Raw genomic sequence first — 24,550 nt, 5'->3', positions numbered from 1 at the left:
TTGATTGCCGGGTTTTGCTATTTTTTGTTGTAATAATCAAATTGCACGTTGACTATGTCTTTCCCGGTAAAAATATAACGGAGCATTGTTGTGAATCTTTCATAACGTTCATGAATTCCCACGCTATCAGGCAGCCAAGGGGAAGCTTTAATTTCGAAAAGCTCCCAATTTGGAACCATTAAAAAATCAATAATGATACTGATTCCAATCACAATATCCCTTGGTATATCCATCGGATAAGGATATTTTCTCCCAACCTCGATTAAATCATTTTCCAGCTTCCAATATTCTTCATCATCCCACACCCCGTCATCATACCATTTGCCAATAAATGAATTTTCGTCATACTCTTCAAAACAAGGGATGTTTCTTCTAAAATCCTTGAACTCGCACATAATAATTAATCTCCAATACGATTTAGGTTTTTTCAAAGCCCGCTACGCTGCCCAAGCCGCCGATGGCGGTGAGCTTGCCGTCCGCCGACAGGGGCGGGATGCCGTACAGCGTGGCTTTGTCGGCGGCATAGCCTGTTCCGTACAGCAAGCACAGGTTGGATTAAGATTCGACAATCTGTTTGGATTGACAGAAAGGTCGTCTGAAAAATCGATTACGGTTTCAGACGACCTTTTGTTGTTGAGTTTTCAACCCAACCTATGCCTGCTATTAATGTTATTCATCGTAGTAAGGTTCTGTCGAATAATTGTCTTTGCCCCCGGTAATGATAGTAACAATTTTCCCTTTTGCTTCCCAAGCTTGTACTCCTATTTCATCAAACTCATAGACATATGTCGGATAAGATTCATTTGATAAATAATATTTATCAACACCGTATGATTTAGGGTGATGGAAAAGCTGTTTAAAATCTTCAAAATTCAGACCTATTATATTAACGCCCATAAAATATAGCTCCTGATAACAAAATATCGAAATAATTTTGTTTTTCTTGACGGCAATTAGTAAATTTGAGTCGGGAGATTCATAATATTCTGTTCTAAACTCATCAGGAGGTTCATACATAAAAGTTTCCAGTATGTTTTTGTACTGTGTTATATCCGCACCAAAACGGAATATTCCTACAGAAGTAAAAGGTAAAAATTCGGGAGTTTTAACGACCGCGTCGACCATGCTCTTCTCCTTTTGCTTTTCGATTGGCATTTTTGTGCATTCCGGGAATAATTTTATTTTTTAATTCAGCAATTCTTGATTCTGCTGATATTTGACTTCGACCGCCGTCTCCATGTTTTTCATTCTTGGAGCTTCCTGTTCTTTTAGGCGGACACGCATTATGAACCCAAACCCCTTCCGTTTCCGCCTGATTGCCCTTGACGAAGTAAGTATGCCAGTCGGCAACGGTCAGATTGTAGGCTTTGAGCGGTTTTGGTTTAACGGTAACGCTTTGAACGGTCTGCTCTGCACCGCTTTCGGATAACAGCCTGATTCCCGCCTTTAAATCTTCCGCTTTAACCCATTTGCCGTCCGAATAAAACGGATGGATGAGGTTGGAAATCAGGGTTTGGCTGTTGCCGATGCCGTCTGAAACTTCAATGTAAACGGTTTCCTGGTACGGATTGCCGTATTGGGCGGTAACGGGTTTGTATCCTGTTTTTCCGCTTGCCTCGTCCTTGGCAAAGACGCGGTCGCCGGCTCGGATACGGGCGATGGCTTTGTAGCCGTCTGCCGTTTTGACCAAGGTGCTGCCGTGGAAGGAGCAGGTGTAGGATTTTTGAAGAACTCAGTTCTCAATATCCTATTTCAAATGAAGGAAATGCCGTCTGAAAATTAAACACGGTTTCAGACGGCATTTTGATTGTTGAATTTTTAACCCGACCTATACTTACTCAACTAAACTGTCAATCAATTCTTTTATGTCATTACGGGTCAGTTCCATACCCGGTTCACCGATAAGTGCTAAATCATAGATTATATTACGCGATTCTGGAGAATTATCTTTTGACCAAGCATACAGAAAATCAAAAGCAAGATTCGCAATTTTTTCATCCGAAGCGTTTTGATTGAACAATCTGAGCAGTTCAGAATATGCGTATTGTTGAGTTATTTTTACCATGAATCTAATTCCTGTTTTGTTGGTGGATAATGCTGAGAGGTTACACTTTGTCCGTTAATTGATTTAGGATGAACCATAGTTACGTTCCCGCTATGGTCATAATTTTCTGTCCATTGTCGGGTACTACCTGTTTTAGGATTATATTCTGTAACAAAGCTATTACCCCTCGTTCTTCCCTCAGTTCTAGCAAATCGCTCAGCTTCATAATACCTGATTCTCCCATCAGGTAAAGTTTTCGTCCTAGACGCACTATTTTGAGCATCTTCCAAACCTGACAATTTCTTAGCTAATGCCGATTGGGCATTGGCAGAATGCGCATCCCCATATTGCTTGTATTTGGCTTGTGTGGCAACAGCAAAATCCTCGCTAACCTTTGCCTTCCCTAGTTTTGCCGCCCTCCCCAGTTTCGCCGCCTTCACCAATCCTTTGACTTTGGCAAACGGCAGGACGTTGGCTAGGGCTTCGACGGTTTCGGCGGCATTGGGATTTTCCTGTATCCACCGGTCAACGGCTTCGCGCGTATTCTTTTCAAAGCCCGCCACGCTGCCAAAGCCGCCGATGACGGCGAATTTGCCCTCGGTGGGCAAGGGGGCGATGTTGCGCATCGCGGCTTTGTCTATGGCATAACCCGTTCCGTACAGTATGTCGCCTATGCCCAAGGCTTCGCCCGCGCTGATAAAAGGGTTAAGCGCGCCGGCGGCGACGCCGTTGATAAACTCCATGCTGTTGCCCCAGCGGTCGAGCTTGGCATTGTGCTCGAACATTTTTTTGTTGGCTTCATCGGCGCGGTCGGAGAAATTGCTGCCGAGGTTGTTGTAGTTGTCGGATATGCGTTGTCTGATGTCGCGGGTGTCGGTCGGATTGAGTTTGATACTGCGGGCTGTGCCATTGACGTGATAGGTGTATTCGTCCCTTGCGCCCGTGGGGTCGGGATAGTCGCTGCCTTTGGGTCCGTCGTAGGCATCGGCAGGATGGTGTTCGTATCCTTCCCAGTTGAGCCGGTATACGGTAAAGCCTTCGTCAACGTTGCCTTGTTCTTTGCTTGCGCTGTCGGCGGCGTGGTTGTCGAAGGGGGCGTGTTCTTCGTGTCCGTGTCCTGAAAAGCGGGTGTAGTAGCCGATTGTGCCGTTGATGTTTGCCTGTTGGATGAGCAGGTTGCCCATCTGGTGGGTATAGTCTTGGATGACGTTGATTTGACCGGTGCGGTCGGAAACGCTGCCGCGCGGGTCGCCGAAGAGGTGGTATTTGCCGCCGGGTTCGTAGTGCTGCCGTTGGGCGTTATCGGTAATGAACGGGTCTTGCGCCAAGTCCGCCGAGAGGGCGGGCTGTATGAGTGCGGCCGCCGCTACGGCGCAGGCGGCAAGGAGGTTTGTTAGTCTGCGCAGCGGTTTCACGGTTTATTCTCCTTCACGGCGGCGGATGACTTCGTTGCCGACATCGGGGTTTTTACCGTTGTTTTGTTTGAAGTCGGGACGGTTTTGGGCGGTCGTGTCGCCGTAGGGGGTGATGTCGGAGAAATCGACCATCAGGCGGTCTGAGGCTTTGACGGTTTTGCCGACGCTGTAAGGTCCCATCCAGAGGGCGTATTGTTCTTGGTATTGGGATTCGTAGGCGGCGGTTTTAGGGGCAATCAGCAGTTTCCGGCTGTCGCGGTCGACGGCGAAATATTCGAGCTTGGTTTGGGCTTTAAGGGTTTCGGCGTTGTAGAGGTGTAGTTCGGTACGGCTGCGGACGGTGCCGAATACGTCGACGGTTACGAATACGTCGGTGTCGGCGTATTCGGGCGGTACGACTTCGATGCCGCGCAGGTAGAAGACGGTTTGGATGAGGTTGGTCAGGAAGGAAACGTCGCGGGGATTGGCGAGCAGGGTTTCGTTGCGGTAGTCGCCCGTGCCGTTGACGGACAGTCCGGCGGAGCGTTCGCCTTTGCGTCCGCTGTTTCTAGTCAGGGCGGCGGCGGGGGCGTTTAAGAGCGATGTGGAAGTGGTAACGCTGGAGAGCGCGTTGGATTTGGTGGTGGCGGTAGTGTCGTAGGCGGGGTAGCTGTATCGGGTGCTGCTGTCGGGGTTGTTGTGGTAGCCGCCGCGTATCAGTGCGTCGATGGAGTAGCGTCCGCCGCTTATGTTGCCCGAACCTTGGTCGCCCATAACGGAGACGTAAAGGGCGGCTTTGCGTCCTTTCAGGGCGGACAAATCCATTTCTTTGACGGCGGCGCGGGACGATGCGGCGACGAGTTCCTGTTCGACGGCAAAGCGTTTGCCGCCGCCGTGGGCGGGTATGCCGGTCAGTGTGCCGCAGGCTGTGAGGACGAGGGGGATGAGGAGGAGCAGGATTTTCATAGCGGGTTTTGTTTTGTTTTGAATGGGTTTTGAGTGTAAAGGGATTTTAAGATTTTGTAAATGAAAAGGTGTAAAAATGCCGTCTGAGCGGCAGGACGGGCTTTCAGACGGCGTTTGCGCTCAATAATAATATCCCGCGCCTAGAATACACGGTTTGGATGCGCCGGTCGCTTTGTGCGGACTACCGGGAATGCGGTTAATCCAACACGCCGCCAACCACGCAAATGCGGCCGCCTCCACCCATTGCGGATCGAGGTTCAGTTCGGCGGTGCTGTGCAGGGAAACGCGTGTGCCGAAACATTCTGCCAAATCCGCCATTAAAACAGGATTGCGGATGCCGCCGCCGCAAATGTACATTTGACGGGCATCTGCCGCTGCGTGTGAGACGGCGTCGCAAACGGTTTGCGCGGTAAAACGGGAAAGCGTCCGTAATACGTCGTATCGGTTTTCACCGCCGCCAAGGTAGGTTTCGAGCCAATTTAGGGCAAACAGTTCGCGCCCCGTGCTTTTGGGGTGGGGTTGTGCGAAATACGGGTGGGCGAGCAGCCTGTCGAGCAGTTGCGGCAATATGTTGCCTTGTGCCGCCTTTGCACCGTTTTTGTCGTAAGGCAGCTGCCAGTGTGCCTGCGTCCATGCGTCCATCAGCATATTGCCCGGCCCTGTGTCGAAGCCGAAGGCGGGTGCGTCGGGCGGGAGTACGCTGATGTTGGCAATCCCGCCGATGTTCAGCACCGCGCGTGTTTCTTTGTCGTCGCGGAACAGGGCTTCGTGAAAGGCGGGGACGAGCGGCGCACCTTGTCCGCCGGCTGCAAGGTCGCGGCTGCGGAAGTCGCCGACGGTAAAAATCCGCGTCCGTTCCGCCAGCAGCGGCAAATCGGCAAGCTGTACGCTGTAACCGTGTTCCGGTGCATGTCGGACGGTTTGCCCGTGGCAGCCGAGGGCGGTAATGTCGCACGGTGCGAGGTTTTGACTGCACAGCAGTTCGGCGGCGGTTTGCGCATACAGGCGGCTGAGTTCTTGCGACAACATCCTGCTGCGGTGCAGTTCGTCTGTGCCTGTGTCCTGCAAATCCAGCAATTTGCGGCGCAACCGGTCAGGGTAGGGGGTAAAGGCGTGCCCTTCCGCGCCCAGCCATTTGCCGCCGTCCATCCGTACCAGCACGGCATCCGCCCCGTCCATACTGGTTCCCGACATAATGCCGATGTAAAGCTGTGTTTCCATTTCCGCTCCCAAACCGTGTGCAAAACGCCATTTTAACGTGTATTGACGCTCGTATATTGATTTGCTGCCGCAGTGTAAATAAATGTTTCAAGACGGATTGCAAAAGGTTACAATATCCGCGAAAACCCTTCTGTGTTCACTAAGGAATCTTCCATGGCTCAAACTCAAATGAGTGCGAACTTGAAACTGATTAACGCCGTCTTTGCCGCCATGCTGGTAGGCATAGTCGGCTATTTTATCTATTGGGGTTTGGGTTATACCCACTACAATAACAGCGTGCTTTTCATCATCGCCACGATGTTCGGCGTGTTTATGGCGTTCAACGTCGGCGGCAACGATATTGCCAATTCTTTCGGCACCAGCGTCGGTTCCGGCACGCTGACCATCCCGCAGGCTTTGCTGATTGCGGCGGTGTTTGAAGTCAGCGGCGCGGTCATCGCGGGCGGCGAGGTAACCGATACCATACGCAAAGGCATCGTCAATCTGAACGGTATGGACCTCGAACCCATACAGTTTGTGTTTATTATGATGTCCGCACTTTTGGCGGCGGCGTTGTGGCTGCTGTTCGCGTCCCGCAAAGGCCTGCCGGTTTCGACGACGCACGCGATTATCGGCGGCATCGTCGGCAGTGCGTTGTGTATGGCGTTTACGCATAATGCGGACGGGGTGGCGTTGATACGGTGGGGCAAGCTGGGCGAAATCGGGATGTCTTGGGTATTGTCGCCCGTGTTGGGCGGCGCGGTGTCCTATTTCCTGTTTTCGCGCGTCAAGAAAAACGTCTTAGATTACAACGCTTGGGCGGAAGGCACGCTCAAGGGCATCAAGCAGGAAAAAAAGGCGTATAAAGAACAGCACCGCCTGTTTTTCGAGGGTTTGTCCGAAGCCGAAAAAGTCGAGTACGCCACCAAAATGGCGCACGACGCGCAAATTTACGACGAGCCCGAATTCGATCCACAAGAGCTGCAATCCGAGTATTATCGGGGGCTGTATGTGTTCGACAACCGCAAAGACAATGTCGATTCTTACAAGGCGCTGCATTCGTGGGTTCCCTTCATCGCTTCGTTCGGCGCGATGATGATTTCCGCTATGCTGATTTTCAAGGGCTTGAAAAACCTGCATTTGGGGATGAGCAACGTCAACAGCTTCCTGACCATCTTTATGATAGGCGCGGCGGTGTGGATGGGTACATTTGTTTTTGCCAAAAGCCTCAAGCGTAAAGATTTGGGCAAATCGACCTTTCAGATGTTTTCATGGATGCAGGTCTTTACCGCATGCGGTTTCGCATTCAGCCATGGGGCGAACGATATCGCCAACGCCATCGGTCCGTTTGCCGCGATTATGGATGTTTTGAGGACGAACAGCGTTGCCGCGCAAAATGCCGTTCCACCGATTGCCATGCTGACTTTCGGTATCGCGCTGATTGTCGGTTTGTGGTTTGTCGGTAAAGAGGTGATTAAAACCGTCGGTACGAGTTTGGCGGAAATGCATCCCGCCTCGGGCTTTACCGCCGAACTGTCCGCCGCATCCGTCGTGATGGGCGCGTCGCTGATGGGGCTGCCTGTTTCCAGTACGCATATCTTGGTCGGCGCGGTACTCGGTATCGGTTTGGTCAACCGCAATGCCAACTGGAAACTGATGAAGCCCATCGGTTTGGCGTGGGTCATTACCCTGCCTGCCGCCGCCGTATTGTCGGTTGCTAGCTATTTGATTTTGCAGGCAGTGTTCTGATTGTAAAATACTGACGCCGTCTGAACCCGTGTTCAGACGGCATTTCGTTGATGGAATGTGCGGGCTTGTGCCTTATGCACAATCTGTTCTGTCGGGATATGCCGTTTGGTATAGCGGATTAACAAAAATCAGGACAAGGCGACGAAGCCGCAGACAGTACAAATAGTACGGCAAGGCGAGGCAACGCCGTACTGGTTTAAATTTAATCCGCTATATCTTGGTTTCGGAACGGTCGGACACAGAGGTGCGGAACGTTATGATATGCCGCCGCCTGTCCTTGAAAACACTTATCCTGCCGGCAGCAAAATGCCGTCTGAAAAAGCCTTTCAGACGGCATTTGTACGTTAGCCGCAATCACACCGTTTGCGAATATTTCGCCTTGGTTTCCTTGTGGCGCAGGTGGTAATCGAAGACCATGGCGATGTTGCGGATGAGGAAGCGTCCTTTCGGTGTAACGGTCAGCCCGTGGCTGTTCAGGCGCACCAATCCCAAACCGGCGAGTTTTTCCAAATCCGCCAGTTCGTCTTTGAAATAGCGGTCGAACGGGATGCCGAACATACTTTCGTAAATCCGGTAGTCGAGCGCGAAGCGGCACATCAAATCCTGAATGATATTGCGGCGCAGGATGTCGTCCTGATTGAGCTGATAACCGCGCATGATGGGCAGTCTGCCTTCGTCGATGGCGGCATAGTAGGCATCGATGTCGCGTTCGTTTTGGGAATAGGTGCTGCCGATTTTGCCGATGGACGACACGCCGATGGCGACCAAATCGCAATCCGCGTAGGTCGAATAGCCTTGGAAGTTGCGCTGGAGGAAGCCTTCTTTGAGGGCGATGGAGAGTTCGTCGTCAGGTTTGGCGAAATGGTCCATGCCGATGAAGACGTAGCCGCGCTCTGTCAGGGTTTGGACGCAGTATTGCAGCATATCGAGCTTCTCTTCGCTGTCGGGGACGGCGGCGGTATCGATGCGGCGTTGCGGTTTGAACACGTGCGGCAGGTGGGCGTAGTGGTAAAGGGCGAGGCGGTCGGGATCGAGCGACAAAACCGTGTCTATGGTGGTCTTGATGCTTTCCGAAGTCTGGTGCGGCAGACCGTAAATCAAATCGACGCTGACGGATTTGAACCCTGCCTCACGGGCGGCATCGATGACTTCTTTGGTTTCTTCGTAGCTTTGGATACGGTTGACCGCCGCCTGCACTTTGGGGTCGAAATCCTGAATGCCGACGCTCATGCGGTTGAAGCCGAGCCTGCCGAGCATGAGGACGGTGTCGCGGCTGACTTTGCGCGGGTCGATTTCGATGGAGTATTCGCCGGACGGTATCAGTTCGAAATGTTTGCGTATCATACGGAAGACGCGTTCGATCTGTTCGTCGCTCAAAAAGGTCGGCGTGCCGCCGCCGAAGTGCAGTTGGGCAAGCTGGTGCCGTCCGTTCAGATGCGGGGCGAGCAGTTCCATTTCTTTTTCAAGATATTCGATGTAGGCATCGGCGCGGCTTTTGTCTTTGGTGATGATTTTGTTGCAGCCGCAGTAGTAGCAGATGGTGTTGCAGAACGGAATGTGAATGTAAAGGGAAAGCGGTTTGTTTAACGCGCCCATACCGCGCAAATGTAAAGCTTTGATATATTCGCCTTCTCGGAAACCGTCATGGAAACGGTCGGCGGTAGGGTAGGAAGTATAGCGCGGGCCGCTGGCGGGCAGGCTGGCAATCAGCGCGCGGTCAAACTCGGGGCGGTCATTGTTTACATTGTGATTGTTCTGTATCTGAATAATTTTCATGGTGTGTGTGCGGTTTTATGATGTTAGTCAAATTTTGGATAGTTTGGTAGAATGCCACAGTATGATAAACCTGTCTTGATATGTGTCAACAAGCACATAATCGGGATGGGGCAAAACACACGAAAAGGTACGGTATGGCTTCGCATAATACTACACATCAGATGAAAACCTTGTGTTCTTCCTGTTCCCTGCGGGAACTCTGTCTGCCTGTCGGATTGCTGCCCAACGAGTTCAGCCAACTCGATGCCGTTATCCGCCAAAGCCGCCGTTTGAAAAAGGGCGAATACCTGTTCCGTGCTGGCGAAGCCTTTACTTCGCTCTTTGCCATCCGTGCAGGCTTCTTCAAAACAACCGTCGCCAGTCAGGACGGACGTGATCAGGTAACGGGTTTTTTTATGTCGGGCGAACTCATCGGCATGGACGGCATCTGTGCCCATGTGCACAGTTGCGACGCGGTCGCCTTGGAAGACAGTGAGGTATGCGAGTTACCGTTTACCCATATCGAAGAGCTCGGTCAGAATATCCCAAGCCTGCGTACCCACTTTTTCCGCATGATGAGCCGCGAAATTGTGCGCGATCAGGGCGTGATGTTGCTTTTGGGCAATATGCGCGCCGAAGAGCGGATTGCCGCCTTTCTGTTGAACCTCTCCCAAAGGCTCTACTCGCGCGGTTTCGCCGCCAACGACTTCATCTTAAGAATGTCCCGCGAAGAAATCGGCAGTTATCTCGGGCTGAAACTTGAAACCGTCAGCCGCACATTATCCAAGTTCCATCAGGAAAGATTGATTTCCGTCGAACACAAACACATCAAGATTCTCAATCTGCAGGTGTTGAAGAAGATGGTATCCGGTTGTTCGCACGCCATTTGATTAACCCGTACGAACATTTCAGACGGCATTCTCAATAAACACAGGGCAGACGGAAACATCTGCCCTGTTTGTTGTATCTGCCGCAAAGTACCGTCTGAAAACCGGCAGCCGCCTAAATCGAAAAATCCTCGCTGATGGGCGTGTACAGAATCCTATCCACCTTCTCGCGTGTCAGGTGCGGCGCAAACGCTTGGATAAAGTCGTAGGCATATCCGCGCAAATAAGTATCGCTGCGCAAAGCAATCCACGTCGGCGACGGCTCGAACAGGTGTGCCGCATCCACAAGCTGCAAATCGCCGTCCGTATCCGGGTTGTACGCCATTTTCGCCATCAGTCCCACGCCCAAACCCAAGCGCACATAAGTCTTCAATACGTCCGTATCCGCCGCCGCCAATGCGACATCCGGCTGTTCCAAACAGGCTTTGGAAAATGCCCGCGCGATGCTGCTGCCCGTGTTGAATGCAAATTCATAAGTAATCAGCGGAAACCTCGCCAAATCTTCAATACGGAGGGGGTTTCTGCATTCGAGCAAGGGGTGGTCGTTCGGTACAATCACCGCGTGTGTCCAGTCATAGCAGGGGAGTTTGCCCAGTTCGGGATGGTCGTCTATACGCTCTGTAACAATTGCCAAATCAGACTCTCCCGAAGTAACCATTTGGGCGATGGCGGCAGGGCTTCCCTGTTTGATGGTCAGATTGACTTTCGGATAGCGTTTCACAAAATCGGCAACAATCAAGGGTAGGGCATAGCGTGCCTGAGTATGCGTCGTGGCAACCGTCAGCGAACCGCTGTCCTGTCCGGTAAACTCGCTGCCGATATTTTTAATGTTCTGTACATCACGCAAAATACGTTCGGCAATATCCAAAACCGCTTTGCCCGGCTGAGAGACGGAAACCACGCGCTTTCCGCTGCGGATAAAAATCTGAATGCCGATTTCTTCTTCCAACAATTTGATTTGTTTGGAGATGCCGGGTTGTGATGTGAATAAGGCTTCGGCTGCTTCGGAAACGTTCAGGTTGTGCCGGTAAACTTCTAAGGCGTATTTTAATTGCTGTAATTTCATGGCGGGTCGGTGTGGGTCTGTGTCGGGTGGCTGAACATTGTTTATAATTTATCATATTTTCTTGCTGGTACGGTATGGGGCTTTGCCGGTATGTTTGTTGTTTTTGTGCAACGTCAATCGTGCGATATGGAAAAAATCCCCCTAAAGTAATGACACGGAATTGATTTTTCGGCATGATAGACTATCAGGAAACAGGCTGTTTTACGGTTGTTTTCAGGCGTTGAGTATTGACAGTCCGCCCCCTGCTTCTTTATAGTGGAGACTGAAATATCCGATTTGCCGCCATGTTTCTACAGCGGCCTGTATGTTGGCAATTCAGCAGTTGCTCCTGTATCTGCTGTACAAATTTAATGAGGGAATAAAATGACCAAACAGCTGAAATTAAGCGCATTATTCGTTGCATTGCTCGCTTCCGGCACTGCTATGGCGAGCGAAGCTCATATTCACGGTTATACCGTGAGCGGCCAATCACAAGAAGTCGTACGCAACAACTACGGCGAATGCTGGAAAAACACCTACTTCGACAAAGCAACCCAAGGTCGTGTAGAGTGTGGCGATGCAGTTGAACCGGCTCCTGTTGCTGTTGTAGAGCAGGCTCCGCAATATGTTGACGAAACCGTTTCTCTGTCTGCCAAAACCCTGTTCGGTTTCGACAAAGACGTACTGCGTGCCGAAGCCCAAGACAACCTGAAAGTATTGGCCCAACGCCTGGGTCAAACCAACGTACAATCCGTACGTGTTGAAGGTCATACCGACTTCATGGGTTCTGAAAAATACAACCAGGCTCTGTCCGAGCGTCGCGCCAACGTAGTGGCAAACTACTTGGTCAGCAACGGTGTGCCTGCCTCTAAAACTTCTGCTGTCGGCTTGGGCGAATCTCAAGCGCAAATGACTCAAGTTTGTGAAGCTGAAGTTGCCAAACTGGGTGCAAAAGCCTCTAAAGCCAAGAAACGTGAGGCTCTGATTGCATGTATCGAACCTGACCGCCGTGTTGACGTGAAAATCCGCAGCATCGTAACCCGTCAGGTTGCTCCGGCTCATGTTCACACCCAACAATAAGCTTTAAAAGCATCTTGCCGATGGGTAGGGTTGGATTCCTCTTTTGTATAAGAGAAGAGGTTTACGTATCAAACTTTAATCGGTTCTGATGAAACAAAACAAACCCCGCTTTTGCGGGGTTTGTTTTTAGGATGCTTGCGGAAACGGTTATTGTCAGAATATGGGGTAGGGTTTATGCTTCATCAAAATCTTCCTGGTGCTTGAAACTCCGGTTTTGAAGGCGATAGAATTTGGATTTGTTTGTGAGGGAACAAACTCTCTCAAATCAGTGCTGTACGCGGTGCTGCGTTTTATGTGCGGTACTGCGTAAAATACAGCAGATCAATAAAAATCAACATGGCGGTGCGTTCGGACATTTTGCGACATGAAAGAATTCGACTTCATCAAACGGTATTTGCAAACAGGCACGGATAAGGATGTCGTATTGGGCATAGGCGACGATGCGGCAATTATCCGCCCGCGTGAGGGTTTCGATTTGTGTTTCAGTGCGGATATGCTTTTGAAGGACAGGCATTTTTTTGCAGATGTCAAACCTGAAGACTTGGCTTGGAAGGTTTTGGCCGTCAATATTTCAGATATGGCGGCGATGGGTGCGATACCGCGTTGGGTGTTGTTAAGTGCGGCGTTGCCCGAATTGGATGAGGTATGGCTGAAACGGTTTTGCAGCAGCTTTTTCGGTTTGGCAAAAAAGTTTGGCGTAACGTTAATCGGCGGCGATACGACCAAGGGCGATATGGCGTTCAATGTAACCATTATCGGCGAATTGCCGAAGGGGAGGGCATTGAAGCGTAATGCGGCGGCAGTGGGCGATGATGTTTGGGTGTCCGGGCATATAGGGATGGCGGCGGCGGCTTTGAACTGTCGTCTGAAACAGTGTGTTTTGCCTGACGATGTATTTGCCGTGTGCGAACAGAAGTTGCTCCGTCCTGAACCAAGGGTTGAACTGGGACTTGCCTTATTGCCTGTCGCCCATGCGGCACAGGATGTTTCCGATGGGCTGGCTCAGGATATAGGGCATATTTTGACCGCTTCTGGTGTGGGTGCGGAAATTTTTGCGGATAAATTGCCGTCTTTATCCGTATTGAAAGATATTTTGCCACGTTCTCAATGGCTGTCTTATACTTTGGCCGGCGGCGATGATTACGAACTGGTATTTACCGCATCGGAAAGTTGCCGCGAAAGCGTGCTTGCCGCATCGGAACGATGCGGCGTGCCGGTAACGCGTATCGGTAAAATCAATGGGGAATGCCGTCTGAAGATTTTGGATAGTGACGGCAGGGAATTGAAACTTCACTCTTCAGGATTTGATCATTTTGGCTGATTTTAAACCTAACTTTGCATGGCTGCTCAAACGGCCGTTGTGTTTTTTGGCATTTGGTTTCGGCAGCGGGCTTGCTCCGTTTGCACCGGGTACCTTCGGTACTTTGGCGGCGTTACCTTTGGCGTTCGTATTGATTTTGACGGGTGTGGACGGCCTGTTGTTGGCTTTTTTATGTATGGTGCTGTTTATGTGGGGCATACGCATTTGCGCATATGCGGAAAAGGAAACAGGGGTATCCGATCATGGCGGTATTGTTTGGGATGAAATCGTCGCCATGATGTTTGTACTGGCTTTCGTTCCGTTCAAGTGGGCATGGTGGCTGGCGGCGTTTGTCCTATTCCGTCTGTTTGACGCGCTCAAACCGCCTCCGGTCGGCTGGTTTGATAAAAATCTGCATGGTGGGCTGGGTATTATGGCGGACGACATGGCTGCGGCGGTAATGACGTTGATTGTCTTGCAGATTGCGATGCTGTTTTAACCGGGGTTATCTTGCAGAAATGCCGTCTGAATGGTTTCAGACGGCATTTTGTTTAACGTGTTACCGGTTTATATTTAATCCGTTTCGGTTTCGCGCCTTCTTCGCCGAGTCGGCGTTTTTTATCGGCTTCATACTCCTGATAGTTACCGTCGAAGAACACCCATTTGGAGTCGCCTTCACACGCCAAGATATGCGTAGCGATGCGGTCGAGGAACCAGCGGTCGTGCGAAATGACCATCACGCTGCCGGCAAATTCCAGCAATGCGTCTTCCAGCGCGCGCAGGGTTTCCACGTCGAGGTCGTTGGACGGTTCGTCCAACAGCAACACATTGCCGCCGCCCAACAAGGTTTTTGCCAAGTGCAGACGGCCGCGTTCGCCGCCAGACAATTGACCTGCGATTTTGCTTTGGTCGCTGCCTTTAAAGTTGAAGCGTCCCAAATACTGGCGGGCGGGGATTTCAAACTGTCCGACCTGCAAAATATCGCGGCCTTCGGCAATGTTGTCGAACACGGTTTTATCGTTTTGCAAACCCTCGCGGCTTTGGTCAATCAGGCTCATTTTCACGGTTTGGCCGATTTTCACTTCACCCGAATCGGGCTGCTCTTTGCCCGAAATCATTTTGAACAGCGTCGATTTACCCGCGCCGTTCGGACCGATGATGCCGACAATCGCGCCCGCAGGCACTTTGAAGCTCAAATCGTCAATCAGCACTTTATCGCCGAACGATTTGGAAACGTTCACAAATTCAATCACTTCATTACCCAAACGCTCGGCAACGGGAATGAAGATTTCCTGCGTTTCATTGCGTTTTTGGTATTCGTAGTTGCTCATTTCCTCAAAACGCGCCAAACGCGCTTTGGACTTGGCTTGGCGGCCTTTGGCATTTTGGCGCACCCATTCCAATTCCTGCTTCATCGCTTTCACGCGCGCGGCTTCGGATTTCGCCTCGTTTTCCAAGCGTTTTTCTTTCTGCTCCAGCCAAGACGAGTAATTGCCTTTCCACGGGATACCGTGTCCGCGGTCAAGTTCCAAAATCCATTCGGCGGCGTTGTCCAAGAAGTAGCGGTCGTGTGTTACGGCAACGACTGTACCGGGGAAGCGGACCAAGAATTGCTCCAGCCATTCGACAGATTCCGCATCCAAGTGGTTGGTCGGCTCGTCCAGTAGCAGCATATCGGGCTTGCTCAACAAGAGTTTGCACAAAGCGACGCGGCGTTTTTCACCGCCGGACAAATTGCCGATTTTGGCATCCCAATCAGGCAGGCGCAGCGCGTCGGCAGCGATTTCCAATTCATGTTCTGCACCGCCGCCCGTGGACGAACCCGCCGCAATAATCGCTTCCAAGCGGCCCTGCTCTTCTGCCAACGCGTCAAAATCCGCATCAGGATTGGCGTACTCGGCATACACTTCTTCCAAGCGTTTCTGCGCCGCCGCCACTTCGCCCAAACCGCTTTCCACTTCCTCGCGCACAGTTTTCTCAGGATCAAGCTCCGGCTCTTGCGGCAAATAGCCGATTTTGATGCCACCCATCGGCACGGCTTCGCCCTCAAATTCCTTATCCACACCCGCCATAATCCGCAGCACAGTGGACTTGCCCGCGCCATTCAAACCGAGCAGGCCGATTTTCGCGCCGGGGAAGAAGGAAAGGGAAATATCTTTAATGATGGTTTTCTGCGGCGGCACAACCTTGCTCACACGCAGCATGGAATAGACGTATTGTTGGGACATAGTTTTCTCGTTTTCATCAAACAAATTTCAGACGGACATTTTAACCGATAATTTGATTTAAGCCAGTTTATCCGCGAACCGGTATTGCCAAAATCGGGCAGGATTCATAAAATCCGCCTATCCCTTTGAAATTATACAGACAAAAAAAATAATAATGATAGGGGATCACCGCACCGGCAACCATTTCAGATTTTCCAAAGCAAATATAGTGGATTAAATTTAAATCAGGACAAGGCGACGAAGCCGCAGACAGTACAGATAGTACGGAACCGATTCACTTGGTGCTTCAGCACCTTAGAGAATCGTTCTCTTTGAGCTAAGGCGAGACAACGCCGTACTGGTTTAAATTTAATCCACTATACTTTTCAAATCAAAAAAGGATTTACCTTATGTCGGAATATACGCCTCAAACAGTAAAACAAGGTTTGCCCGCGCTGGCCAAAAGCACGATTTGGATGTTGAGCTTCGGCTATCTCGGCGTTCAGACGGCCTTTACCCTGCAAAGCTCGCAAATGAGCCGCATTTTTCAAACGCTAGGCGCAGACCCGCACAATTTGGGCTGGTTTTTCATCCTGCCGCCGCTGGCGGGGATGCTGGTGCAGCCGATAGTGGGCTACTACTCAGACCGCACTTGGAAGCCGCGCTTGGGCGGCCGCCGCCTGCCGTATCTGCTTTACGGCACGCTGATTGCGGTTATCGTGATGATTTTGATGCCGAACTCGGGCAGCTTCGGTTTCGGCTATGCGTCGCTGGCAGCCTTGTCGTTCGGCGCGCTGATGATTGCGCTGTTGGACGTGTCGTCGAATATGGCGATGCAGCCGTTTAAGATGATGGTCGGCGATATGGTCAACGAGGAGCAGAAAAGCTACGCCTACGGGATTCAAAGTTTCTTAGCGAATACGGGCGCGGTCGTGGCGGCGATTCTGCCGTTTGTGTTTGCGTATATCGGTTTGGCGAACACCGCCGAGAAAGGCGTTGTGCCACAAACCGTGGTCGTAGCATTCTATGTGGGCGCGGCGTTACTGATTATTACCAGTGCGTTCACAATCTTCAAAGTCAAAGAATACGACCCGGAAACCTACGCCCGTTACCACGGCATCGATGTCGCCGCGAATCAGGAAAAAGCCAACTGGTTCGAACTCTTAAAAACCGCACCTAAAGCGTTTTGGACGGTTACTCTGGTACAGTTTTTCTGCTGGTTCGCCTTTCAATATATGTGGACTTACTCGGCAGGCGCGATTGCGGAAAACGTTTGGCAGACAACTGATGCCTCCTCCGTAGGCTACCAAGAAGCAGGCAACTGGTACGGCGTTTTGGCGGCGGTACAATCCATTGCTGCCGTTATCTGTTCGTTTATTCTGGCAAAAGTACCGAATAAATACCATAAGGCGGGTTATTTCGGCTGTTTGGCTTTGGGCGCGCTCGGCTTTTTCTCCGTTTTCTTCATCGGCAACCAATACGCGCTGGTGTTGTCTTATACCTTAATCGGCATCGCTTGGGCGGGCATTATCACTTATCCGCTGACGATTGTGACCAACGCCTTGTCGGGCAAGCATATGGGCACTTACTTGGGCCTGTTTAACGGCTCTATCTGTATGCCGCAAATCGTCGCTTCGCTGCTGAGTTTCGTGCTTTTCCCGATGCTGGGCGGCTTGCAGGCCAATATGTTTTTGGCGGCGGGTTTTGTACTGCTGCTGGGCGCGTTTTCCGTGTTCCTGATTAAAGAAACACACGGCGGCGCATAATCTTTTTATTTATCGGCAGAAAGGCCGTCTGAAACTTCTGCCGACGCTTTATCCGATTCAATAAGGCAAACCGTATTTCCAAACGGTTTGCCATAAAACCATCAAAACAGGAGCTTTACGATGTACACAAGAATTATGGAAATCAGCCCTTGGACGCTGCGTTCGGCAAAACTGGAAAAAGAACACAAACGGCTGCAAGAGAGCCTGACCAGCTTGGGCAACGGCTATATGGGTATGCGCGGCAGCTTTGAGGAAACCTATTCCGCCGACAGCCACTTGGGCACCTACATCGCCGGCGTGTGGTTCCCCGACAAAACCCGCGTCGGCTGGTGGAAAAACGGCTATCCCAAATATTTCGGCAAAGCCATCAATGCGCTCAATTTCAGCAAAGTCAAAATCTTTGTCGATGGTCAAGAAGTGGATTTGGCAAAAAACGACGTTGCCGACTTCTCTGTCGAACTCGATATGCAGCACGGCGTGTTGCGCCGCTCGTTCACCGTATTCGGCGTGCGTTTCGATGTGTGCAAATTCCTATCCGTCGCGCAAAAAGAGCTGGCTCTCATCCGTTGGGAAGCCGTATCTGTTGACGGCAAAACCCACCAAGTCCGCATCGATTCCATCATCGATGCCGACGTGAAAAACGAAGACTCCAACTACGAAGAAAAATTCTGGCAGGTATTGGACAAAGGCGTTTCAGACGACCGCTCCTACATTGCCACCCAAACCGTCGCCAATCCTTTCGGCGTGGAACAATTTATCGTCAACGCCGAGCAAACCTTCGCCGGCAGCTTCAAAGCCCTCGGCGGCAGCCAATCCGATTGGCAAGTTTCTAATTCTTTTGAAGCCGAAGTCGGCGGCACGCCTGAAACCTTTGAAAAACGCGTGATTGTTACCACCAGCCGCGATTATCAGGGCTTGGAAGCCGTGAAAGCCGCAGGCCGCGCCTTGTCGGAAAAAATCGCAGGCGTTGCGTTTGAAACCTTACTGGAAGCACACAAAGCAGGCTGGCTGCACCGTTGGGAAATCGCCGACGTGGTTATCGAAGGCAGCGACGAAGCGCAGCAGGGCATCCGCTTCAACCTGTTCCAACTGTTCTCCACCTACTACGGCGAAGACGCACGCCTGAACATCGGCCCGAAAGGCTTTACCGGCGAAAAATACGGCGGCGCGACCTATTGGGACACCGAAGCCTATGCCGTGCCGCTTTACCTCGCACTGGCGGAACCCGAAGTTACCCGCAACCTGCTGCAATACCGCCGCAACCAACTGCCGCAGGCGCAACACAACGCGCGCGAACAGGGCTTGGCGGGCGCACTCTATCCGATGGTGACGTTTACGGGCATCGAGTGCCACAACGAATGGGAAATTACCTTCGAGGAAATCCACCGCAACGGCGCGATTCCTTACGCCATCTACAACTACACCAACTACACCGGCGACGAAAGCTATCTTGCCAAAGAAGGCTTGGAAGTCTTGGTCGAAGTGTCCCGCTTCTGGGCGGACCGCGTCCACTTCTCCAAACGCAACGGCAAATACATGATTCACGGCGTAACCGGCCCGAACGAATACGAAAACAACATCAACAACAACTGGTACACCAACACCCTCGCCGCATGGGTATTGGACTACACCCGCGAAGCCTTGGCGAAATACCCGCGCCCCGATTTGAACGTGAGTGCCGCCGAGCTGGAAAAATGGGCGGACATCAGCGCGAATATGTACCGTCCGCATGACGAAGAACTCGGCGTATTCGTGCAGCACGACGGCTTCCTCGACAAAGACATCCGCCCTGTGTCCGCGCTTTCGCCCGACGATTTGCCGCTCAACCAGAAATGGTCGTGGGACAAAATCCTGCGTTCGCCCTTCATCAAACAGGCGGACGTATTGCAAGGCATCTACTTCTTCGGCGACCGTTTCAACATGGACGAAAAACGCCGCAACTTCGACTTCTACGAACCGATGACTGTGCACGAAAGCTCGTTGTCACCATGTATCCACTCTATTCTCGCCGCCGAACTGGGCAAAGAAGAAAAAGCCGTGGAAATGTACCAGCGCACCGCCCGCCTGGACTTGGACAACTACAACAACGACACCGAAGACGGCCTGCACATCACCTCCATGACCGGCTCGTGGCTCGCCATCGTCCAAGGTTTCGCCCAAATGAAAACTTGGGGCGGCAAACTCAGCTTCGCACCGTTCCTGCCGAGTGCGTGGACAGGCTACGCCTTCCACATCAACTACCGAGGCCGTCTGATTAAAGTCGCCGTCGGCAAAGAAAACGTGGTCTTCACCCTGCTCAAAGGCGAGCCGCTCGATTTGCAGGTGTACGGCAAAGACATCACGCTCAACGGCAGCCACACCGTTGCGTTGGAAAAATAAGGGGGGCGCAAAATGACTTTTACCGCAGTCCTCTTTGATCTCGACGGTGTCATCACCGACACCGCCGAATACCACTACCGCGCATGGAAAAAGCTCGCCGAAGAATTGGGCATCAGCATCGACCGCAAGTTTAACGAGCAGCTCAAAGGCGTGTCGCGCGACGATTCGCTCAAACGCATCCTCGCGCACGGCGGCAAAACCGTCGGCGAAGCCGAGTTCGCCGAACTGACCCGCCGCAAAAACGACAACTACTTGGAGATGATTCAGGCAGTCAAACCCGAAGACGTGTACCCCGGCATTTTGCCGCTGCTGGAAGCATTGAGGGCAAACGGAAAAAAAATCGCCCTCGCGTCCGCCAGTAAAAACGGCCCGTTCCTGCTCGAACGTATGGGGCTGACCCACTTCTTCGACACCGTCGCCGACCCTGCCGCTGTCGCGCATTCCAAACCCGCCCCCGACATCTTCCTCGCCGCCGCCGAGGGCGTGGGCGCGGATATCCGTCAATGCATCGGCATCGAAGACGCCGCCGCCGGCGTCGCCGCCATCAAAGCCGCCGGCGCCTTGCCCGTCGGCGTGGGCAAAGCCGAAGACTTGGGCAGCGACATCGCGCTGGTGTCCGGCACCGCCGAGCTGACCTACGCCTACCTGCAAAACGTGTGGAAACAGTCGGGCAGGTAAAATATTAAGGAAATAAAAAGGCCGTCTGAACAGTGTTTCAGACGGTCTTTCTGCTTTTATAGTGGATTAACAAAAACCAGTACGGCGTTACCTCGCCTTAGCTCAAAGAGAACGATTCTCTAAGGTGCTGAAGCACCAAGTGAATCGGTTCCGTACTATTTGTACTGTCTGCGGCTTCGTTGCCTTGTCCTGATTTTTGTTAATCCACTATAGAACAGATTGATAACCCAACTTACGCAACCATAAAAACCGAATGCCAATCTCTTAACCATGCTATTCAAATTTATTTGAACGATTTTCTCTGACCTGCCAACCTTAACAATCACTATTGAAATGCGCGCCGATGTTTTGCCGCCTTGCGTATGCGGCTTGGGCGACGGCGAGGCTGCATTCGAGCAGGTTGCGGTTTTCGTATTCGGACGCGGTGTGCGGCTCGGCTTGGTTTTGTTTCCAAAGCCGCAGTTGGGCGATGGCGCGGCGCAGGCCGGTATCGTTGCGGAGGATGCCCAGATGGTGTTGGTTGAGCGCTTGCAGGGTGGGGCGGCTGAATGCGCTTTGGATGCCGTCTGAAAAGATGCCTGCTTCGGAGGAGGGGCTTTCAGACGGCCTTTGGAATGGTTCGGCTTGGAATGCTTGTCCGTCCGCGATGGTTCGGGCGGCAAGCCTGGCGGTAACGACGCATTCGAGCAGGGAGTTGCTGGCGAGGCGGTTGGCTCCGTGCAGCCCTGTGCAGGCGGTTTCGCCTAAGGCGTAGAGCTGTGGCAGGGAGGTTCTGCCGCAGGGGTCGGTTTGGATGCCGCCGCAGGTATAGTGCTGCACGGGGCGGACGGGGATGGCTTGGCGCGTGATGTCTAGGCCGCATTGGGACAGGCAGTGCCGATGGATGGACGGGAAATGCTGACGGACGAACGCCGCGGGTTGATGGCTGATGTCGAGCGAGACGAAGTCTTGCGTTTGTTTGGCGATTTCGGCGGCGATGGCGCGGGCAACGATGTCGCGCGGCGCGAGTTCGGCGCGGCGGTCGTAATGCGGCATAAACCGTTCGCCCGCTTGGTTGGTCAGGATACCGCCTTCGCCGCGCACGGCTTCGGAAATCAGGAAGGTGCGGCCGTTTTCAGACGGCCTTGCCAAGCCTGTGGGGTGGAATTGGATAAATTCGAGGTTTTCGACTGCGCAGCCTGCGCGTATCGCCATGGTGATGGCGTCGCCCGTGCATTCGGGCGGCGTGGTGGTAGCGGCGTAAATCTGTCCCAAGCCGCCGCCTGCGAGTACGGTATGGCGGGCGCGGATGCGGTAGGTTTCTTGCGTTCGGCGGTTGAGGACGGTCAGTCCGCACGCTGCGCCTGATTCGGTTTGGATGTCCAACGCCATCTGCCGCTCGCAAACGCGGATGTTCGGGCGACGGCGTATTTGGGCAATCAGGCTCTGCATGACGGCTTCGCCCGTGTAGTCGGCAACGTGGGCGATTCGGCGGCAGGTATGCCCGCCTTCGCGCGTCAGGTGCAGGTCGTTATTATTTTGGTCGAACGCCACGCCCTGCGCCAGCAGCCATTCGATTGCCGGTTTGCCCTGCGATAAGATGGTGCGGACGGCGGCTTCGTCGCACAAACCCGCGCCTGCTTTCAAGGTATCGGCAACGTGTTTTCCGATGTCGTCCTCTCCCGACCACGCAGCCGCAATCCCGCCTTGCGCATGACGGCTGGCGGTGTCGTCCAGCCGGTTTTTGCACAAAATGACGATGCGGAATGATTCAGGCAGCGACAGGGCGAGCGTCAGTGCCGCCAGCCCGTTTCCGGCAATCAATACGTCGCAATCGGTTTGCATGGTGTTGTCCTTGTTTGAGAGGTCGTCTGAAACGGCAATATTGACGGCAAATCAGGCGGGGCCCATGCCGTTGAACACATCTTTTTTCTTCAACCCTGCCGCGAAGTCGAGCATACGCTGCAAAGGCAGTTTGGCGGCTTCGCCCAGCTTCCTGTCTAACAGGATTTCGTTGTGTCCGCTCGTCAGGGCGTATTTGATGCCGCCCAGCGAATTCATCGCCATCCACGGGCAGAACGCGCAGCTTTTGCAGCTTCCGCCGTTGCCCGCCGTCGGTGCGGCGATAAATTCTTTGTCGGGCGCCTGCTTTTGCATTTCGTGCAGGATGCCCAAATCGGTCGCCACAATGAATTTTTTTTCAGGGCGCGATACGGCGGCTTTGAGCAGTTTGCTGGTCGAGCCGACCACGTCGCCCAGTTCGATGACGCTTTGCGGCGATTCGGGATGAACCAGCACCACCGTGTCGGGATGTTCCGCCTTCAACGCCGCCAATTCCTGCCCTTTGAATTCGTTGTGGACGATGCACGAACCCTGCCACAGCAGCATATCCGCACCCGTTTCGCGGCGGATGTAGTCGCCAAGATGGCGGTCTGGCCCCCAAATCAGCTTCTCGCCGCGCGATTTCAGATACGACACGATTTCCAACGCCACTGAAGACGTTACCACCCAGTCGGCACGCGCTTTCACGGCGGCGGAAGTGTTGGCGTACACCACCACCGTGCGGTCGGGGTGTTGGTCGCAAAACGCCGAAAACGCCTCTTCCGGGCAACCCAAATCCAAAGAACATTCCGCTTCCAAATCAGGCATCAGCACCGTTTTTTCAGGGCAGAGGATTTTCGCGCTCTCGCCCATGAAGCGCACGCCCGCCACCACCAGCGTACCGGCTTCGTGTTCCGCACCGAAACGCGCCATCTCCAGCGAATCGCCCACGCATCCGCCCGTTTCCAAAGCCAAATCCTGAATCAGCGGATCGACGTAATAATGCGCCACCAAGACCGCGTTTTTCTCCTTCAGCAAGGCCTTGATTTCGTCTTTCAGACGACCTGCCGTTTCGCGGTCGGGCGTGTCGGCAACCTTCGCCCACGCCTGACGGATTTGGCAGGCGGAAGTCGGCATCTGGATGAGGGGCATATCGTAATCGAACGAGCGGCGGGCGGCGGTTTGCATGATGTTTCCTTGTGGCTGTTTTTCAGACGGCATAAAGGTTTGCCGTCTATGTTTCAAATAGTTTTTATATTATGCTCAACTTGAGTATAATATGCAAGGTCGTCTGAAAACCGCTTTGGTTTACAATAAGGTTTTCTCTTGAATGAAAGCCACGCATGGATGCCTATCCTGAAACAGCAACCAATACGCAAAGTATCGTCGAGCTGGTTCCTGTACTGATCGCCATTACAAACGGCAGCTTGAGGGTTTTGACCGTTGCCCAAGGAGCGCTACTGCCCAACGGCCTGCTTGCACCGCTTCGCCACTCCCTGCAGGCAGGGGTCAGGATGTGGGTCGCCAAGCAGACATCTCAGCCCATGGGTTATGTAGAACAGCTTTACACCTTTGTCGATACGCGCCGTCAAAACAAGCAAGGCCTGCCCGTCTTGTACGTCAGCTATTTGGGACTGGTGCGCGAGGCAGCCGACAGCATCCTGCACCCGGATGCGAAATGGCAGGACTGCTACGGCTATTTCCCGTGGGAAGACTTGCGCACCGACGGCGGGCAGCGCGACGCCATCGTCAGCCGCCTGCGCATTTGGGCAAACTCTGCGGATACGGAGGAAGTGCGCCAAAAGCGGCTCAAGTGCATTCATTTGTGTTGGGGGGTCGAACCGGAAAACTGGTCGGAAGAATACGTTTTGCAACGCTATGAAATGCTGTATGAAAGCGGTCTGATAGCGGAAGCCGCCGAGCCGCAGGCAAACTTCGACTTCGCGCTCACGGGGCAGCCCATGCGCCACGACCACCGCCGTGTACTGGCAACAGCCTTATCCCGCCTACGCGCCAAAATCAAATACCGCCCCGTAATTTTTGAATTGATGCCGCCCGAATTTACACTGCTGCAACTGCAAAACAGCGTCGAAGCCATCAGCGGCAGATTGCTGCACAAGCAAAACTTCCGCCGCCAAATTCAGCAGCAAAACCTCATCGAGCCGTCGGATACCGGCGTATCGGGCAGCAAAGGCCGTCCCGCGCAGCTTTACCGCTTCCGCGACGATGTCCTGCCAGATCAGTTGATTTCTGATATCGGACTGCCGCTGGGCAGCCGCTAACTGATTTTCAGACGACCT

Annotated in this window: 21 protein-coding genes and 2 pseudogenes; 10 read left to right on the top strand and 13 right to left on the bottom strand. The window is 52.8% G+C overall.

The annotated features are described in order from the left end of the window. Positions 1-17: 17 nt before the first annotated feature. The 8 genes and pseudogenes from Q3O06_RS05790 to Q3O06_RS05755 form a co-directional block, all read right to left on the bottom strand. Positions 18-395 (bottom strand): immunity 41 family protein, encoded by a 378-nt coding sequence (locus tag Q3O06_RS05790; protein ID WP_301818061.1) that lies wholly within the window; start codon positions 393-395, stop codon positions 18-20. Positions 396-417: 22 nt separating this feature from the next. Next, complete coding sequence (locus Q3O06_RS05785) at positions 418-543, bottom strand: hypothetical protein (RefSeq protein ID WP_301818152.1); 126 nt, start codon at positions 541-543, stop codon at positions 418-420. Positions 544-669: 126 nt separating this feature from the next. After that, complete coding sequence (locus Q3O06_RS05780) at positions 670-1,125, bottom strand: hypothetical protein (RefSeq protein ID WP_101132494.1); 456 nt, start codon at positions 1,123-1,125, stop codon at positions 670-672. Next, on the bottom strand, positions 1,106-1,690 hold the full coding sequence (locus Q3O06_RS05775) for an HINT domain-containing protein (RefSeq protein ID WP_373323497.1): 585 nt from the start codon (positions 1,688-1,690) through the stop codon (positions 1,106-1,108). The genes Q3O06_RS05780 and Q3O06_RS05775 overlap by 20 nt, the downstream gene beginning before the upstream one ends. A gap of 144 nt (positions 1,691-1,834) precedes the next feature. After that, positions 1,835-2,065, bottom strand: a complete 231-nt coding sequence (locus Q3O06_RS05770) for a hypothetical protein (protein ID WP_301818060.1) — start codon at positions 2,063-2,065, stop codon at positions 1,835-1,837. 355 nt (positions 2,066-2,420) lie between these two features. Further along, positions 2,421-3,459: pseudogene (gene mafB / locus Q3O06_RS05765) on the bottom strand (polymorphic toxin MafB class 1); the annotation flags it as partial. Between the two features lie 3 nt (positions 3,460-3,462). Further along, positions 3,463-4,404: an adhesin MafA gene (mafA, locus tag Q3O06_RS05760; RefSeq protein WP_301818058.1), complete on the bottom strand. Its 942-nt coding sequence runs from the start codon at positions 4,402-4,404 to the stop codon at positions 3,463-3,465. A gap of 120 nt (positions 4,405-4,524) precedes the next feature. Beyond that, positions 4,525-5,625, bottom strand: a complete 1,101-nt coding sequence (locus tag Q3O06_RS05755; RefSeq protein WP_301818057.1) for an anhydro-N-acetylmuramic acid kinase — start codon at positions 5,623-5,625, stop codon at positions 4,525-4,527. A gap of 153 nt (positions 5,626-5,778) precedes the next feature. On the opposite strand from Q3O06_RS05755, the gene Q3O06_RS05750 reads away from it, so the two are divergent. Together Q3O06_RS05750 and Q3O06_RS05745 are read left to right on the top strand one after the other, a co-directional pair. After that, positions 5,779-7,353 carry an inorganic phosphate transporter gene (locus Q3O06_RS05750; RefSeq protein ID WP_301818056.1) on the top strand — a complete coding sequence of 525 codons (1,575 nt, stop codon included), beginning with the start codon at positions 5,779-5,781 and terminating at the stop codon, positions 7,351-7,353. A 117-nt stretch (positions 7,354-7,470) separates the two neighbouring features. Next, positions 7,471-7,596 (top strand): annotated as a pseudogene (locus tag Q3O06_RS05745) (IS5/IS1182 family transposase); the annotation flags it as partial. A gap of 111 nt (positions 7,597-7,707) precedes the next feature. Here the strand turns inward: Q3O06_RS05745 and hemN are convergent. Beyond that, positions 7,708-9,129: an oxygen-independent coproporphyrinogen III oxidase gene (hemN, locus tag Q3O06_RS05740; RefSeq protein WP_301666881.1), complete on the bottom strand. Its 1,422-nt coding sequence runs from the start codon at positions 9,127-9,129 to the stop codon at positions 7,708-7,710. A gap of 134 nt (positions 9,130-9,263) precedes the next feature. Here hemN and fnr point away from each other — a divergent pair, with 134 nt between their 5' ends. Next, positions 9,264-9,998 carry a fumarate/nitrate reduction transcriptional regulator Fnr gene (fnr, locus tag Q3O06_RS05735; RefSeq protein ID WP_301818055.1) on the top strand — a complete coding sequence of 245 codons (735 nt, stop codon included), beginning with the start codon at positions 9,264-9,266 and terminating at the stop codon, positions 9,996-9,998. A 112-nt stretch (positions 9,999-10,110) separates the two neighbouring features. Here fnr and Q3O06_RS05730 read toward each other — a convergent pair whose 3' ends face one another. Then, positions 10,111-11,061: a CysB family HTH-type transcriptional regulator gene (locus tag Q3O06_RS05730; RefSeq protein WP_301818054.1), complete on the bottom strand. Its 951-nt coding sequence runs from the start codon at positions 11,059-11,061 to the stop codon at positions 10,111-10,113. A gap of 363 nt (positions 11,062-11,424) precedes the next feature. Between Q3O06_RS05730 and Q3O06_RS05725 the strand changes: the two genes are divergently transcribed. The 3 genes from Q3O06_RS05725 to Q3O06_RS05715 all read left to right on the top strand — a co-directional run bounded on the left by Q3O06_RS05725 (position 11,425) and on the right by Q3O06_RS05715 (position 13,919). Then, on the top strand, positions 11,425-12,120 hold the full coding sequence (locus Q3O06_RS05725; protein WP_025458266.1) for an OmpA family protein: 696 nt from the start codon (positions 11,425-11,427) through the stop codon (positions 12,118-12,120). A gap of 364 nt (positions 12,121-12,484) precedes the next feature. Continuing rightward, a complete protein-coding gene (thiL, locus tag Q3O06_RS05720) occupies positions 12,485-13,441 on the top strand; it encodes a thiamine-phosphate kinase (RefSeq protein WP_301818053.1) in 957 nt (318 codons plus the stop codon). Continuing rightward, positions 13,434-13,919: a phosphatidylglycerophosphatase A family protein gene (locus Q3O06_RS05715; protein ID WP_301818052.1), complete on the top strand. Its 486-nt coding sequence runs from the start codon at positions 13,434-13,436 to the stop codon at positions 13,917-13,919. Before thiL ends, Q3O06_RS05715 begins: the two co-directional genes overlap by 8 nt. Positions 13,920-13,971: 52 nt before the next feature. Here Q3O06_RS05715 and ettA read toward each other — a convergent pair whose 3' ends face one another. After that, positions 13,972-15,648: an energy-dependent translational throttle protein EttA gene (gene ettA, locus Q3O06_RS05710; protein ID WP_118780776.1), complete on the bottom strand. Its 1,677-nt coding sequence runs from the start codon at positions 15,646-15,648 to the stop codon at positions 13,972-13,974. Between the two features lie 389 nt (positions 15,649-16,037). Here ettA and Q3O06_RS05705 point away from each other — a divergent pair, with 389 nt between their 5' ends. From Q3O06_RS05705 to pgmB, 3 genes are all read left to right on the top strand, one after another. Then, positions 16,038-17,393 carry an SLC45 family MFS transporter gene (locus Q3O06_RS05705; protein WP_118822863.1) on the top strand — a complete coding sequence of 452 codons (1,356 nt, stop codon included), beginning with the start codon at positions 16,038-16,040 and terminating at the stop codon, positions 17,391-17,393. Positions 17,394-17,513: 120 nt separating this feature from the next. Next, complete coding sequence (locus Q3O06_RS05700; protein ID WP_301818051.1) at positions 17,514-19,772, top strand: glycoside hydrolase family 65 protein; 2,259 nt, start codon at positions 17,514-17,516, stop codon at positions 19,770-19,772. Between the two features lie 12 nt (positions 19,773-19,784). After that, complete coding sequence (gene pgmB / locus Q3O06_RS05695; protein ID WP_301818050.1) at positions 19,785-20,450, top strand: beta-phosphoglucomutase; 666 nt, start codon at positions 19,785-19,787, stop codon at positions 20,448-20,450. Positions 20,451-20,765: 315 nt separating this feature from the next. On the opposite strand, the gene nadB is transcribed toward pgmB, so the two are convergent. Continuing rightward, on the bottom strand, positions 20,766-22,274 hold the full coding sequence (nadB, locus tag Q3O06_RS05690) for an L-aspartate oxidase (RefSeq protein WP_301818049.1): 1,509 nt from the start codon (positions 22,272-22,274) through the stop codon (positions 20,766-20,768). Positions 22,275-22,325: 51 nt separating this feature from the next. Further along, positions 22,326-23,438, bottom strand: coding sequence for a quinolinate synthase NadA (nadA, locus tag Q3O06_RS05685; RefSeq protein WP_301818141.1), 1,113 nt, complete (start codon positions 23,436-23,438; stop codon positions 22,326-22,328). A 155-nt stretch (positions 23,439-23,593) separates the two neighbouring features. On the opposite strand from nadA, the gene Q3O06_RS05680 reads away from it, so the two are divergent. Next, positions 23,594-24,532, top strand: coding sequence for an NUDIX hydrolase (locus Q3O06_RS05680; protein WP_301818048.1), 939 nt, complete (start codon positions 23,594-23,596; stop codon positions 24,530-24,532). Positions 24,533-24,550: the final 18 nt, after the last annotated feature.

Origin of the sequence: Neisseria maigaei, assembly GCF_958267405.1 — a bacterium.
GTDB classification, from domain to species: domain Bacteria; phylum Pseudomonadota; class Gammaproteobacteria; order Burkholderiales; family Neisseriaceae; genus Neisseria; species Neisseria bergeri.
This window is presented reverse-complemented; position numbering and strand designations above follow the sequence as displayed.

Coding starts and splice junctions, on each gene's coding strand:
- Q3O06_RS05790 (WP_301818061.1), bottom strand. CDS start 395: ATGTGCGAGTTCAAGGATTTTAGAAGAAACATCCCTTGTTTTGAAGAG.
- Q3O06_RS05780 (WP_101132494.1), bottom strand. CDS start 1,125: ATGGTCGACGCGGTCGTTAAAACTCCCGAATTTTTACCTTTTACTTCT.
- Q3O06_RS05770 (WP_301818060.1), bottom strand. CDS start 2,065: ATGGTAAAAATAACTCAACAATACGCATATTCTGAACTGCTCAGATTG.
- mafA (WP_301818058.1), bottom strand. CDS start 4,404: ATGAAAATCCTGCTCCTCCTCATCCCCCTCGTCCTCACAGCCTGCGGC.
- Q3O06_RS05755 (WP_301818057.1), bottom strand. CDS start 5,625: ATGGAAACACAGCTTTACATCGGCATTATGTCGGGAACCAGTATGGAC.
- Q3O06_RS05750 (WP_301818056.1), top strand. CDS start 5,779: ATGGCTCAAACTCAAATGAGTGCGAACTTGAAACTGATTAACGCCGTC.
- hemN (WP_301666881.1), bottom strand. CDS start 9,129: ATGAAAATTATTCAGATACAGAACAATCACAATGTAAACAATGACCGC.
- fnr (WP_301818055.1), top strand. CDS start 9,264: ATGGCTTCGCATAATACTACACATCAGATGAAAACCTTGTGTTCTTCC.
- Q3O06_RS05730 (WP_301818054.1), bottom strand. CDS start 11,061: ATGAAATTACAGCAATTAAAATACGCCTTAGAAGTTTACCGGCACAAC.
- Q3O06_RS05725 (WP_025458266.1), top strand. CDS start 11,425: ATGACCAAACAGCTGAAATTAAGCGCATTATTCGTTGCATTGCTCGCT.
- thiL (WP_301818053.1), top strand. CDS start 12,485: ATGAAAGAATTCGACTTCATCAAACGGTATTTGCAAACAGGCACGGAT.
- ettA (WP_118780776.1), bottom strand. CDS start 15,648: ATGTCCCAACAATACGTCTATTCCATGCTGCGTGTGAGCAAGGTTGTG.
- Q3O06_RS05705 (WP_118822863.1), top strand. CDS start 16,038: ATGTCGGAATATACGCCTCAAACAGTAAAACAAGGTTTGCCCGCGCTG.
- Q3O06_RS05700 (WP_301818051.1), top strand. CDS start 17,514: ATGTACACAAGAATTATGGAAATCAGCCCTTGGACGCTGCGTTCGGCA.
- pgmB (WP_301818050.1), top strand. CDS start 19,785: ATGACTTTTACCGCAGTCCTCTTTGATCTCGACGGTGTCATCACCGAC.
- nadB (WP_301818049.1), bottom strand. CDS start 22,274: ATGCAAACCGATTGCGACGTATTGATTGCCGGAAACGGGCTGGCGGCA.
- nadA (WP_301818141.1), bottom strand. CDS start 23,438: ATGCAAACCGCCGCCCGCCGCTCGTTCGATTACGATATGCCCCTCATC.
- Q3O06_RS05680 (WP_301818048.1), top strand. CDS start 23,594: ATGGATGCCTATCCTGAAACAGCAACCAATACGCAAAGTATCGTCGAG.